We start from the raw sequence: 12,568 nt of genomic DNA on the forward strand, positions 1-12,568 counted from the left end.
CATCGGCCAGGAGGCGATCCAGCTGCACGGCGGCATCGGCATGACCGCGGAGTACAGCGTCGGCCACTACATGAGCCGGCTCACCGCGATCGACCACGCCCTCGGCGACGGCCGGCACCACCTGAACAAGCTGGTGTCGACCCTCGAGGACCACACCGTCGTCGATCCCCTGCCCTGAGGTTGCGGCGGTGACTTGGCGTCCACCTCGAACCCGCGGCGGTGACTTGGCGTCCACCTCGAACCCGCGGCGGTGACTTGGCGTCCACCTCGAACCCGCGGCGGTGACTTGGCGTCCAGTTCGCGTGCCGGAGTGGACGCCAACTCACCGCTCAACGAGGGTCGTGGACGCTAACTCACCGCTCAGGCCTGGGCGAGCGCCCTTGCGTCGGCCATGACGCCGGCGACGAAGATCGCGATGCCATCGGCGTAGTACTCGTCGGAGTTGTCGCACTCGATCATCGCGTCCGCTGCTGCGCGTAGGCGCGGATAACGGTCCTCGGGCAACGATGCGAGCGTCGCTCGCTTGTGGTCGAGCACCGCCTGCCGGTCCTCGGGCTTCACCGCGAGCTCGGCTCCCGGCTCGCGACTGACCAGCGTCATCGCGATCTGCATCGCATAGTGCGCCATCGACGCCGACCGGTCGATGTCGAAGCCGGCCAGCGCCAGCTTGTCGAGGAAGCGCTCGGTGAGGTCTCGCCCGGTCTCGGCCTGCATGATCTGCTGCGCGACCAGAGGCGCGGCGCTGGGGTGCGCCCGCATCGAATCGACGAGCGAGGTCATCGCATCACGGAGGTAGTCCTCCAGCGGGAGGTCCTCGTCGGGCACCCGGATCTGTGAGACGACGGCGTCTCCCACGGCGGCCAGCAACGCCTCCTTGTTGGCGAAGTGCCAGTAGAGCGCCATCGGCGTGACGCCGAACGCATCAGCGACCTTGCGGACGGTCAGCGCGTCGAGCCCTTCGGCGTCGACGATTGCGAGTGCCCGATCGACGACCGCGGCCGGGCTGAGCGAATTCTTGGACTTCACAGTTGACAACTATACGGCATACATGATTCCTTTACATCGTACATTTACAACGTAAAGGAGTGGTCATGGACGACCGCCGTAACATCTGGGCTCTCGTGGCCGTCGCCCTCGCGACGTTCATGACATACCTCGACAACAACATCATCAACGTGGCGATCCCGGTCATCGAGGAGGACCTGCACCTGACGACCTCCGGCATGGAATGGATCGTCAGCTCGTACATCCTCACGTTCGCCGGGCTCATGCTCGTGGGCGGTCGCCTCGCCGATCTGTTCGGTCGCCGGCGCGTGTTCCTGCTCGGGCTCGCCATCTTCACGCTGGCCTCGTTCGCCGCCGGGCTGTCCGGCGATGTCGGCACGCTGATCGCGAGCCGCGCGGTGCAGGGTGTCGGTGCGGCGCTGCTGACGCCGACGACCCTCGCGATCATCTCCGCGACGTTCACCGACAAGCGCGAGCGCAACGTCGCGGTCGGCATCTGGGGCGCCGTCGGCGCCCTCGCGCTCGCAGCCGGCCCGCTGCTGGGCGGGTTCCTGAGCGAGCACGTGGCCTGGGAGTGGATCTTCTTCATCAACGTGCCCCTCGGCGTTGTCACCGCCGCCATCGCCATGTGGGCGATCGACGAGTCGCGCGACCCCGTCAGCCGCCGGCTCGACCTCTCGGGCCTGGCCGCATCCACGGTCGCCCTGTCGGCGTTGACCTTCGCGCTGATCGAGGGCATCTCCCGCGGCTGGACGTCGGCACCGATCCTGCTGTCGTTCGTGGTCGCGGCGGTCTCCGGGCTCGCGTTCGTCGCCATCGAGGCCACGACGACGGATCCGATGGTCGACCTGGCGCTGTTCCGTGACCGCGTCTTCACAGGCGCGATCGTCTCGCTCATGCTGTGGGCGTTCGGACTGTTCGGGATCTACTTCTTCACGTCGCTCTACCTGCAGGGCGTCCTGGGCTTCTCCCCCACCAGGGCCGGGGTGACGTTCGTGCCGATGGCGCTGTTCATGGCCGTCGCCGCGGCATCGTCGGAGGGCATAGCCCGGCGGTTCGGCGCGCACCGCTCGGTGACGTTCGGCATGGCGCTGATGGGCACCGCGATCGCCTCGGTCGCCATGTTCGGCCAGGGCGCGAGCATGCTCGACCTGATGCCGAGCTTCATCGCGATCGGCATCGGCGGTGGCCTCACGATCCCGCTGACGGCGACGGTCCTCGGGGTCATGCCCCAGGATCAGGCTGGGGTCGCCTCCGGCGTGTTCAACACATCTCGCGAGCTCGCCGGGCTGCTGGGCATCACGGTCATCGGCGTCATCCTGACGAGCCGCGAGGACTCCCTGCTCGGCGCCGGCAATGCCCCCGTCGACGCATTCCTCGGTGGCTACCGCCTCGGCCTGGTCGTCGCCGGCGCGCTGGTCGTGGCCGGTGCGGTCGCAGCGTGGGCCGCGCTGCGGAAGGCCGAGTCCGAACCGGTCGTCAACGAGGACGTGCTCGTCGGCGTCTGAGTCCCGTCCTGCGCACTCCGATCCTTGAGCCTGTCGAAGATCCTTTCGACGGGCTCAAGGATCGGGCGGGCATGAAGGACCCCTCGCGCACCCGACAGAGCTCACTGACCCTTGCTGCCTTCCGGCCCTGGGGGAGTTGGGTGATGTGTCGCCGCGCGAGGGGCTGTCGTCCATCATACGGAGCGCCCTCGTACGCCCTCAAGTCGGGCGCTCGGGACGAGAGAATCGGGCTTTGTCCGCCTGTATGCGGACAAAGCCCGATTCTTCGGGTGTACCGATTCGTCGGCAACCGCACCCGACCGGTAACCTCGTCCGCGGAGGATTCGCATAGTGGCCTAGTGCGCTCGCTTGGAAAGCGGGTTGAGTGAAAGCTCTCAGGGGTTCGAATCCCCTATCCTCCGCCGCTACGCGAGGAGCCCGGCTGACGCCGGGCCCTCGCGTCCTTTGCTGGTGGCCTCGAATCCTGACCCGGCGGAGGCTTGCCGCCGCCACGTGAGGTAACGAACTCGCGCGCCCCAGGACAGCGGCCATTCCCACGCAACCCCACGCCCGCAAGAGCCTCCCCCAGACCCCCTCAGAACACGCCCGAGTACGCGTTGAGCGCCGGCTGACCGCCGAGATGCGCGTACAGGACGGTCGAGTCACGGTCGATCTCACCCGAGCCGACCAGGTCGATGAGGCCCGCCATCGACTTGCCCTCATAGACGGGGTCGATGATCATCGCCTCGAGACGACCACTGAGGCGGATCGCCTCGATCGTCGATTCGACCGGGACTCCGTAGAGGTCGCCGGCCCAACCCTCGAGCACCGTGATCTCGTCGTCACGCAGGTCGCGGCCGAGGTCGATGAGCTCTGCCGTGTTGCGGGCGATCCGGGCAACCTGATCGCGGGTCTTCTCCAGGGTGGCCGAGGCGTCGATGCCGAGCACCCGCCGCGGACGACCTCCGGCGCTCTCCTCCAAGGCCGCGAAGCCGGCGATCATGCCTGCATGGGTCGAACCGGTGACGGTGCAGACGATGATCGTGTCGAAGAAGACGCCCAGCTCCTTCTCCTGCTCGGCGACCTCGAACGCCCAGTTGGCGAAGCCAAGGCCACCCAGGCGATGCTCGGACGCACCAGCCGGGATGCCGTATGGCTTGCCGCCCTCCTTCTCGACCTCACTGATCGCGTCCTCCCACGACGAGCGAATGCCGATGTCGAAGCCCGACGGGTCGAGGCGTACGTCGGCGCCCATGATCCGCGAGAGCAGGATGTTGCCGACCTTGTCGTTGACCGGGTCGTCCCAGTCGACCCACTTCTCCTGGACGAGGCGGCACTTGAGGCCCAGCTTTGCCGCGACGGCGGCGACCTGGCGCGTGTGGTTGGACTGGAAGCCGCCGATCGACACCAGCGTGTCAGCGCCCTGGGCAAGAACGTCCGGGACGATGTACTCGAGCTTGCGGATCTTGTTGCCCCCGAACGCGAGGCCGCTGTTGCAGTCCTCCCGCTTGGCCCAGACGCGAGCACCGCCGAGGTGCTGGCTGAGGCGGTCGAGCGGATGAACGGGGCTCGGACCGAAAGTGAGCGGGAAGCGCTCGAATTCTTGGATTGTCATCGTGATCACCTTGGAGTTGGAGTAGTCGCCCAGGTGTCCTGCCGTGCTGGTCAGGGCACCTGGTCATCGGCGGGCCCGGCGGGGGTCTCGGTGGACCCCTCGAGGCTCGCTATGAGAGGCCTGAGCGTCTCCCAGGTCTCATGCGAGACCGCGGCTGCGGCCTCTGTGTCGCCGGCTTCGCAGAGGTCTACGAGTCGGTCGTGGAGGGCCACCGAGGCGCGGCCCGACAGTGAGGAGAAGCGCATGCGTTCGAGCCGGCGCAGAGCCGGCGTGAACTGCTCGAGGACGGTCACGAGGGCGGTGTTGGCCGCAGCCTTCACCGGTATGCCATGGAACTCGTCGTCCGCGGCGATCGCGGCGTCAGCATCGCCCCGGCGCAAGGCAGCAGCAAAGCGCTTGTTGGCCTCGCGCATCGCCGCCAGATCAGCGGCACCCAGCTGGGAGACGGCCTGTTCGACCGCGAGCCGATGCATCGCGGCGACGACCGACTGTGCGCCGCGGAGGTCGCGCGCATCCAGCGTCGCGATCATCGTCGATCGCCCGGGTGCGGCGAGCACGAGACCGGCCTGTCCGAGCTGCAGAAGCGCCTCACGCACCGGCGTGCGACTGACGCCGAGCCAGGCGGCAAGGTCCTGGTCCCGCACGCGCTCACCCGGCATCAAAGTCCCGTCGACGATTGCATCGCGCAGGCGCGCGTACACGTCGTCGCGGAGCAGGGCTCGCCTCGCGGGTTCGCGGGTCTCAGGTATGGGCATGCAATATATTGCACGCCGGGATGTCGCCGAAGTCAAGAGGCGAGGTCGCTCTGATTCACCCAGGCGGCCGGGCGCTTCCCATGGAAACTTCACCGGATTTCCGAGAGGGTGTCGTATCGGGCCTGGTCCGTTCGTGGAGAGGGTAGAAGGCAGCCGACGTGCCGCCACCGACGAAGGGAAACTGACATGACGCAATACATGCTTTCCGTCTACGGCACCGCCGAGACCTACGACATGCCGCTCGAAGAGGCGCAGCCGATGTACGAGGCCACCGGGAGGTTCAACGAGAAGCTCATGGCCGACGGCTCGTGGGTCTTCGGCGGAGGACTCGAGCGCATCGAGAACTCCACCACGGTTGACGGCACGGGCGGAGACGCGATCGTCACCGACGGGCCATACCTCGAGACCAAGGAGTTCCTCGGAGGCTTCTGGATCATCGAGGCACCCGACCTCGACGCCGCGCTGAAGCTCGCCGCCGAGGGGTCGAAGGCCTGCGGCGGCAAGGTCGAGGTCCGGCCGTTCCAGCCCGAGCCCGAGTGACCCAGGGCGCGGACCTGCGCGCGGAGATCGACCGGATCTACCGCGAGGAGTACGGCCGGGTCGTGGCTTCGCTCGCCCGTCGCTTCGGCGATCTCGACATCGCCGAGGACGCGGCGGGCGAGGCCCTGCTCACCGCGATCGAACGCTGGCCCGTCGACGGCATACCCCCCAACCCGGGCGGCTGGCTGACGACCACGGCGGGCAATCGCGCCATCGACCGGCTCCGCCGCGAGTCCCTGCGCGACACCAAGCACCAGGCGGCCATGATGATCACCGACGACACCCCCCACGAACCGACCGGACCGGTCGAGGACGACCGGCTCCGGCTGGTCTTCACGTGCTGCCACCCGGCCCTCGCCCCCGAGGCCCGCGTGGCGCTGACCCTGCGGCTGCTCGGCGGCCTCACGGTCGAGGAGATCGCCCGCGCCTTCCTCGTGCCCGAGACCACGATGGCGCAGCGCATCACCCGCGCCAAGGCCAAGATCAAGGCCGCCCACATCCCCTATCGCGTGCCCGACCACGACGACGTGACCGACCGGCTCGGCGGCGTACTCGCGGTCATCTACCTGGTCTACAACGAGGGCTACCTCGCCGGCAGCGGCGACGATCCCGTACGCGTGGAGCTCACCGCGGAGGCGATCCGGCTGGGACGCATCCTCCGGCAGCTCCTGCCCGCCGAGGGTGAGGTTGCCGGCCTGCTCGCCCTCATGCTCCTGAGCGAGGCGCGCCGCACCGCCCGGTTCGCCGGCGGTGAGCTGGTGACGCTGGAGGAGCAGGACCGCAGCGGCTGGGATCGAGCCCTCATCACCGAGGGCCACGCGCTCGTACGCGAGTGCCTCGCCCGGGTCGCATCGACGTCGTCCCGCCCCGGCCAGTACCAGATCCTGGCTGCCATCAACGCGGTTCACACCGACGCCAACGACGCGCGCGACACCGACTGGACCCAGATCGTCGCGCTGTACGACCAGCTGTACGCCGTCGCGCCGACCCCGATCGTCGCGCTCAACCGGGCCGTCGCGGTGGCGGAGCTCGATGGTCCCGATGTCGCGCTGGCCATCGTCGACTCGCTCGACCTCGGCGGCTATCACGCCTGGCACGCCACCCGCGCCGACCTGCTGCGCCGCCTCGGCCGCAGCGCGGAGGCACGGGCCGAGTACGACGCGGCGATCGCGGCGACGCAGAACCCGGCCGAGACCGCGTACCTCAGCCGCCGGCGGGCGCACCTCGTGGGGCCGGACGCGTGACGCCTGCGCGGAACCTGCTCGTCAGGGGGCGGCGATGAATCCGCGATCGCTGAGGAGCGGGACGGTCCTGCTCGCGCCGACCTCCGCGGCGACCACGACGTCCTCGGCGTAGCCCGCCTCGACGAGCTCGCGCCCACTGGCGGACGCCCTCAGGTGGGACTCCTCACGGCCGGCGATCAACCGGTAGGCGTCGGCCGCCATCGCGGCCTCCGGCGACAGCCCGGGCCAGTCGTGGTCCTCGAGGGCGGCGAGCACGGCGCCGGCGCCCCACAGGTCCTCGATCGCCGGACGCAGCGATCCATCGGCCCACCGCTCACCGGCCGCGACCACGGCGATCGACGCGGTCTCGGCATCGTGCTCGCGGGCGATCCAGTCGGCGACGGCCGCGGCATTGCGCAGCGAGGCACCGACGACGGTCGTGACGATCGAGGCGAGGTCGACCGAGATGGCCGAGCCGTTGGGCGACGGCAGCACGAGCCGTTCCATGGGTCCGGCCGTGCTGATGCTGGCGGGCGAGATGCTCACTTGGCCGGGGCCCGCCACACTCCGCCCGACGGCGAGCGTCGCGCGGTTCTGGGCGGCGTACGTCGGGGCGTCCTCGGCCTCCCACGGATAGGGCAGCACCACGATGCCGAGGTCAGCCGCGACGCTGAGGGACGTGGAGAACGACAGCACGTCGACCACGACGGCGACATCCGCGCCCTCGGCGATCGCCCGGCCGCCGGTCAGGCCCCAGTCGAACCTGACTCCGTGCGCGGCTTGCTGGAGGACAGGGTTCACAGGGTGACTGTGTCAGACCGGGATCGTCGCGTCCTCATGGGCGACGACCGGACTTCGCCTCTCCCACGCAATGACGCCACCGAAAGCGGCCAGGACGACGAGCCAGCCGACGACCGCGTCGAGCACCCAGTGGTTGCCGGTGCCGATGATCACGATCGTCATGACGACGGAGTAGGCAAGCCCCACCGCCTGCACGATCTTGGGCACGCCCGCACGGATCAGCACGATGGCGACCCACAGCGCCCAGCCGGCGTGCAGGGAGGGGAACGCCGCGAGCTCGTTGGTGATGCCGCCGAGTCCCTTGGGCGCCGAGGCGTCGGTGCTCCACCAGCCCGAGGCCGAGTGCAGGCTCAGCACGTCGACGTACATGCCACTGATCATGCGCGGGGGCGCCGTCGGCATCACGAGATAGAACGACAGCCCGATGATCGTCGAGAACACCAGGGCGCGACGGGCCGTGACGTATTCGGAGACACTCCGGCGGTAGATCCAGACCAGGACCACCGCGGTGGCGATGTAGTGCGTCGTGGCGTACCAGTAGCTGCCGAACAGGCCCAGCCAGTCGTGCTGGACGAACTTGTCATTGAGCCACGACTCGGCGGCGAAGCGCCACGACTTCTCGAACGTCAGGATGTCGAGGGCACGGCCGCGGGCCGGCGCGAAGTCGTTGGACGCGAGCAGCCGGGAGGCGCTGTAGCCGACATAGAGCAGCGCCAGGAACGTCAGCTCGATCGCGCCTCGCTTGAGACCCAGAGGCACACCAGAACTGCGCACGACTTCGGTACGCCTTGTCTGCTGTGACGACTGAGTCATCACGCCTCCTGTGCCTATGCACCGGGCCGGAACCCGGCGGAAGGCGCCCAGGTGCGCCTTCCTGTTGCCACTGTGGCTGTCTGCTGTTGCCATGGGCAACCAGAGACAACCCTGATTTCTTCCCTGAGACTACCTGCGATCACCGACGTTTTCTGAACAAGTTCTTGATCAGTTCACGGGCCAGCGTGCGGCTCGCCTCCCCCACCGCGCGGTCGACGGTCGACATCCGCCGCGATCTCGGCCTGGTCCTCGCCTTGCTCTTGACGAGCTTGTCGGCCTCCTTCTGGACGCGCTCGGCCTCCTTCTGCTCCCACTGCTTGCTGGTCTCTTCCGCGGTCGCACCGACGTCGCCGCCGGCCGCGGTCGGGGCCGGACCGACCTTGGCGCCGAGGATCTCGGTGGCCGACTGCGGGTTGACCGGAGTGCCGTACTTGGCGAGCAGTGGCGACGCCGCGACAGCCGCCTGGATCTGGTCGGCCGGCGTCGGGTCCATGGAACCCTGAGGAGCGCGGAGCCGCGTCCAGGCCACCGGGGTCGGCGCGCCCTTGTCGCTCATCACGGTCACGATCGCCTCACCGATGCCGAGCGACGTCAGCACCTCCTCGAGGTCGTACGTCGTGTTGGGGTAGGTCGACACCGTCGCCTTGAGCGCCTTGGCCGCATCGGGCGTATGGGCGCGCAGCTGGTGCTGGACCCGCGACCCCAGCTGGGCCAGGACGTCGCTGGGGACGTCCTTGGGGGTCTGCGTGACGAAGAAGATGCCGACCCCCTTGGAGCGGATCAGCCGGACCGTCTGGGTGATCGACTCGAGGAAGTCGTCCGACGCATCCGCGAACAGCAGATGCGCCTCGTCGAAGAAGAACACGAGCTTGGGCTTGTCGGAGTCCCCGACCTCGGGCAGCTCGGTGAACAGCTGCTTGAGGAGGTACATCAGGAACGTCGAGAACAGCGCCGGCTTGTCCTGGACCCCGGGCACCTCGAGGAGTGACACGATGCCGCGGCCGTCCGGCGCCGTACGCAGGAAGTCGGCGACGACGATCTCCGGCTGGCCGAAGAACTGGTCGGCGCCTTCGTCGGCGAACGCGATCAGCTCGCGCAGGATCACCCCCACCGTGGCGGCCGACAGCCCGCCCAGTGCCTTGAGCTCACCCTTGCCCTCGTCGCTCGTCAGGTGGGTGAGCACGTCACGCAGGTCCTTCAGGTCGATCATCGGGAGCGCGGCGTTGCGGGCGTAGTGGAAGACCAGGCCCAGCGACGACTCCTGCGTCGCGTTGAGGCCCAGGACCTTCGACAGCAACGTCGGGCCGAACCCGTCGATCGTGGCGCGCACCGGCAGACCCATGCCGATGCCGCCGAGCGCGAAGTACTCCGTCGGGGTCGCCACGGACTGCCAGTCCTGGCCGATGCTCCTGGTCCTCTCCAGCAGCTTGTCGCTGGACGCGCCAGGGGTCGCGATGCCGGAGAGGTCACCCTTGATGTCGGCGGCGAACACCGGCACACCGTTGGCGGCGATCTGCTCGGCGAGGACCTGCAGGGTCTTGGTCTTGCCGGTGCCGGTCGCGCCCGCGACCAGTCCGTGACGGTTGAGCATCGCGAGCGGTATGCGTACCTGCGCCTCGGGCACCGGGTCGCCGTCGACCAGCGCGCCCATCTCGATCGGCGTGCCCTCGAAGGCATACCCGGCCTTGACGATCTCGACGATCTCGCTGCCGGCGGCCGGTTTGTCGGCTTTCGGCCGGCTCGCCTCAGCCGCATCCGACTCGGCGTCGCGCGCTGCCGCGGCGAGCTCGTCGGCCCTCTTCTGGGCCGCCTCCGCATCTGCCCGGGCCTTCTCGGCCGCCTTGGCGGCCTCCTCGGCAGCTGCCTGGGCGTCATCGCTGGTCGTCATGGCCATACGCTACCGCCGGCCATTCGGTCGCCTGTCTACACTGACCGGGTGATCTTCAGGAGGGTGGGCGACGGGCGCCCCTATCCGGACCACGGGCTGACCCAGAGCGCGTGGGCCGAGATCTCGCCGTCCCAGGTACGCCTCGACGACCTGACGACCACCAAGACCCAGCTCGACCTCGAGCACCTGCTGGATGACGACTCGACCTACTTCGGCGACCTGTTCGCGCACGTCGTGAGCTGGCGCGGCGAGCTGTTCCTCGAGGATGGCCTGCACCGCGCCCTGCGGGCTGCCCTCCAGCAGCGCAACATGCTGCACGCCCGCGTCTACTCGATCGACAAGAACGCATGAACAGGGCCTACCAGGCCTTGACGCTCCTCGTCGCCGCTGCGATCTTCGGCTTCGGCGGGATCATCGGGTTCCGGCTGCTGACCTCGAGCGCCGACACCGGTGACCCGGCGCCCACATGCAGCAACCAGACGGTCAAGAAGGGCGAGAAGCTCGACAGCAACCTCGTCACCGTCAACGTCTTCAACGCGTCCAACCGCTCGGGCCTGGCCAACCGCGTCACGATCAACCTGCAGGCCAACGGCTTCCTGGGCGGCACGATCGGCAACAACGAGAGCACGTTCAAGCCTCGTCGCGTCGTGATCCTGACGGAGGACCCCGATGACCCCCGCGTACGCCTCGTGGCCGGCCAGTTCAAGGACAAGGTCGCCTTCCGCAAGCCGGACATCACGGTCGAGCGCGGCGTCATCGTGATCGTCGGGGACGACTACGCCGGGCTGAAGTCCAAGGCGCCGACCCAGATCATGACCGACCGCGACATCACGGCCTGCGTGCCCACGGTTCCCCTGCCGTAGCGGACTCGCCGGGCCGGTTCACCCACCGTTGGTGCCCCAGCCGGCCAGCCGACCGTGACGGGCGACTGCGCGCAGCCGGTCCTCGGCCTGCTCGCGTACGGCCCGGTCGGCCACGATCAGGAGGTCGTCGTGTATCGCGATCCGCTCTGCGCGGTGCGGCACGAACGTCGCACCGTTCCTGACGACCATCGAGACCGAGGCGCCCGTCGGCAGCCGCAGCTCGCCGATCTCGACGCCGGCGAGCCGGGAACCCTTGGGCACGTGGATCTGGAGCAGGTCGGCGGACACTCGCTCGAGCGGCGCCGCCTCGACCTCGACGTCGCGCGCCTCGTCGCTCAGGACATCGCACCACGCCGCCAGCCGGGCGAGCGGGGCGGCCTGCACCAGGGTGTAGACGACGACCGCGACGAACACGACGTTGAACAGGTCGCGTGAGCCGGGCACGTCGGCGGCCAGCGGGATCGTGGCGAGCACGATGGGCACCGCTCCGCGCAGCCCCGCCCACCCGACGAACAGCTGCTCGCGAACCCCCCGCTTGAACCACACCGCGCAGGCCACGACCGACAGTGGCCGGGCGACGAACGTGAGGATCGCACCGGCGGCGAGGCCGTGCCACACATGCCACCAGCGCAGCTCGTCGGGACTCGCGAGCAGGCCCAGCATGATGAACAGGCCGATCTGGGCGAGCCAGCCGATGCCCTCGACGAACGATCGCGTGGCGACACGGTGGGGCAGCTCGGTGTTTCCGAGCACGAGCGCGGCGACGTAGACCGCGGCGAACCCGCTCGCATGGGCGTAGGCCGCCGAGCCGTACGCCAGGACGGCGAACGCGAAGACCACGAGGGGATAGAGGCCGGACGCCGGCAGGGCGACCCGGCGCAGGCCGTTCGCACCGAGCCACCCGATGGCAAAGCCGATCGCGCCGCCGGCGATCAGCTCGAACACGATCAACCCGATCAGCGCCCACAGCCCGTGCTCCAGCGCATCTCCGGCGCTGATCGCCACGACCAGCACGACGATGGGGGCGTCGTTGAGGCCCGACTCGGCCTCGAGCGAGCCGGTGACGGAGTGCCGCAGCGGAACCGTGCGCAACACCGAGAAGACCGCTGCCGCGTCGGTCGGCGTCAGGACGGCGGCCAGCAGGATCGCGAGCTCCCAGTCGAGGTCGAGCAGGTAGTGACCGCCGGTGGCGACGACCGTGACGCTGATGATCGAGCCGAGGGTTGCCAGCAGCAGCCCGTAGCCGAGATTGGGCCTGACGTGCTCCCACTTGGTCGTCAGGCCGCCCTCGGCCAGGATCAGCACGAGCCCGCCGAACCCGAGTGCGTGGGCGAGATCCGCGTCGGCGAACTCGATGCCGAGCCCGGAGCTGCCGAGCAGCAGGCCGAGGAACAGGTAGACGAGGAGCGACGGGAGGCCGGCCGTCACCGAGACGCGGACCGCGAGGACCGCCAGCACCAGGACACCGGAGCCGATCAGCAGGATCTGGTCGAGCTGGTCGGCATCCATGTCGGCTCCTCCCATGGTGTCGACGGACCCTGATTCTATCGGTCGGCGAGCGTGCCCATGACCGTCCTT

Annotated in this window: 12 protein-coding genes, 1 tRNA gene and 1 other RNA gene; 6 read left to right on the plus strand and 8 right to left on the minus strand. The window is 68.9% G+C overall.

Features of this window, described 5'->3' with window-relative positions; all coding sequences use genetic code 11:
- Positions 1–360: 360 nt before the first annotated feature.
- Positions 361–1,026 (minus strand): TetR/AcrR family transcriptional regulator, encoded by a 666-nt coding sequence (locus tag V6M46_RS02655; protein ID WP_332662216.1) that lies wholly within the window; start codon positions 1,024–1,026, stop codon positions 361–363.
- Positions 1,027–1,091: 65 nt separating this feature from the next.
- Between V6M46_RS02655 and V6M46_RS02660 the strand changes: the two genes are divergently transcribed.
- Positions 1,092–2,513, plus strand: a complete 1,422-nt coding sequence (locus V6M46_RS02660) for an MFS transporter (RefSeq protein ID WP_332662217.1) — start codon at positions 1,092–1,094, stop codon at positions 2,511–2,513.
- A 71-nt stretch (positions 2,514–2,584) separates the two neighbouring features.
- Here the strand turns inward: V6M46_RS02660 and ffs are convergent.
- An RNA gene (gene ffs, locus V6M46_RS02665) (signal recognition particle sRNA small type) lies at positions 2,585–2,681 on the minus strand.
- A gap of 148 nt (positions 2,682–2,829) precedes the next feature.
- Here ffs and V6M46_RS02670 point away from each other — a divergent pair.
- Positions 2,830–2,914: transfer RNA gene (locus tag V6M46_RS02670), tRNA-Ser, on the plus strand.
- Between the two features lie 173 nt (positions 2,915–3,087).
- Here the strand turns inward: V6M46_RS02670 and V6M46_RS02675 are convergent.
- Both V6M46_RS02675 and V6M46_RS02680 read right to left on the minus strand, forming a co-directional pair.
- Complete coding sequence (locus tag V6M46_RS02675; RefSeq protein ID WP_332662218.1) at positions 3,088–4,107, minus strand: 1-aminocyclopropane-1-carboxylate deaminase; 1,020 nt, start codon at positions 4,105–4,107, stop codon at positions 3,088–3,090.
- Positions 4,108–4,157: 50 nt separating this feature from the next.
- The gene (locus tag V6M46_RS02680) at positions 4,158–4,862 is read right to left on the minus strand and encodes a GntR family transcriptional regulator (protein WP_332662219.1); all 705 of its coding nucleotides are present in this window, start codon (positions 4,860–4,862) and stop codon (positions 4,158–4,160) included.
- Positions 4,863–5,048: 186 nt separating this feature from the next.
- Here V6M46_RS02680 and V6M46_RS02685 point away from each other — a divergent pair, with 186 nt between their 5' ends.
- A complete protein-coding gene (locus V6M46_RS02685; RefSeq protein WP_332662220.1) occupies positions 5,049–5,402 on the plus strand; it encodes a YciI family protein in 354 nt (117 codons plus the stop codon).
- The gene (locus V6M46_RS02690) at positions 5,399–6,646 is read left to right on the plus strand and encodes an RNA polymerase sigma factor (protein WP_332662221.1); all 1,248 of its coding nucleotides are present in this window, start codon (positions 5,399–5,401) and stop codon (positions 6,644–6,646) included. Before V6M46_RS02685 ends, V6M46_RS02690 begins: the two co-directional genes overlap by 4 nt.
- A gap of 21 nt (positions 6,647–6,667) precedes the next feature.
- On the opposite strand, the gene V6M46_RS02695 is transcribed toward V6M46_RS02690, so the two are convergent.
- The 3 genes from V6M46_RS02695 to V6M46_RS02705 all read right to left on the minus strand — a co-directional run bounded on the left by V6M46_RS02695 (position 6,668) and on the right by V6M46_RS02705 (position 10,127).
- Entirely contained in the window at positions 6,668–7,426 is a 759-nt protein-coding gene (locus V6M46_RS02695) for a 2-phosphosulfolactate phosphatase (RefSeq protein ID WP_332662222.1), read from the minus strand.
- Between the two features lie 12 nt (positions 7,427–7,438).
- Positions 7,439–8,239 carry a phosphatase PAP2 family protein gene (locus V6M46_RS02700; RefSeq protein WP_332662223.1) on the minus strand — a complete coding sequence of 267 codons (801 nt, stop codon included), beginning with the start codon at positions 8,237–8,239 and terminating at the stop codon, positions 7,439–7,441.
- A gap of 139 nt (positions 8,240–8,378) precedes the next feature.
- Positions 8,379–10,127: a helicase HerA-like domain-containing protein gene (locus tag V6M46_RS02705; protein WP_332662224.1), complete on the minus strand. Its 1,749-nt coding sequence runs from the start codon at positions 10,125–10,127 to the stop codon at positions 8,379–8,381.
- Between the two features lie 48 nt (positions 10,128–10,175).
- Between V6M46_RS02705 and V6M46_RS02710 the strand changes: the two genes are divergently transcribed.
- Together V6M46_RS02710 and V6M46_RS02715 are read left to right on the plus strand one after the other, a co-directional pair.
- Positions 10,176–10,478 carry a type II toxin-antitoxin system VapB family antitoxin gene (locus tag V6M46_RS02710; protein ID WP_332662225.1) on the plus strand — a complete coding sequence of 101 codons (303 nt, stop codon included), beginning with the start codon at positions 10,176–10,178 and terminating at the stop codon, positions 10,476–10,478.
- Positions 10,475–10,990, plus strand: coding sequence for a LytR C-terminal domain-containing protein (locus V6M46_RS02715; RefSeq protein WP_332662226.1), 516 nt, complete (start codon positions 10,475–10,477; stop codon positions 10,988–10,990). Before V6M46_RS02710 ends, V6M46_RS02715 begins: the two co-directional genes overlap by 4 nt.
- Before the next feature lie 18 nt (positions 10,991–11,008).
- Here V6M46_RS02715 and V6M46_RS02720 read toward each other — a convergent pair whose 3' ends face one another.
- Positions 11,009–12,499 (minus strand): potassium/proton antiporter, encoded by a 1,491-nt coding sequence (locus V6M46_RS02720; protein ID WP_332662227.1) that lies wholly within the window; start codon positions 12,497–12,499, stop codon positions 11,009–11,011.
- Between the last annotated feature and the right edge of the window lie 69 nt (positions 12,500–12,568).

This window comes from Aeromicrobium sp. (assembly GCF_036676885.1).
Classification (GTDB): Bacteria; Actinomycetota; Actinomycetes; order Propionibacteriales; family Nocardioidaceae; genus Aeromicrobium.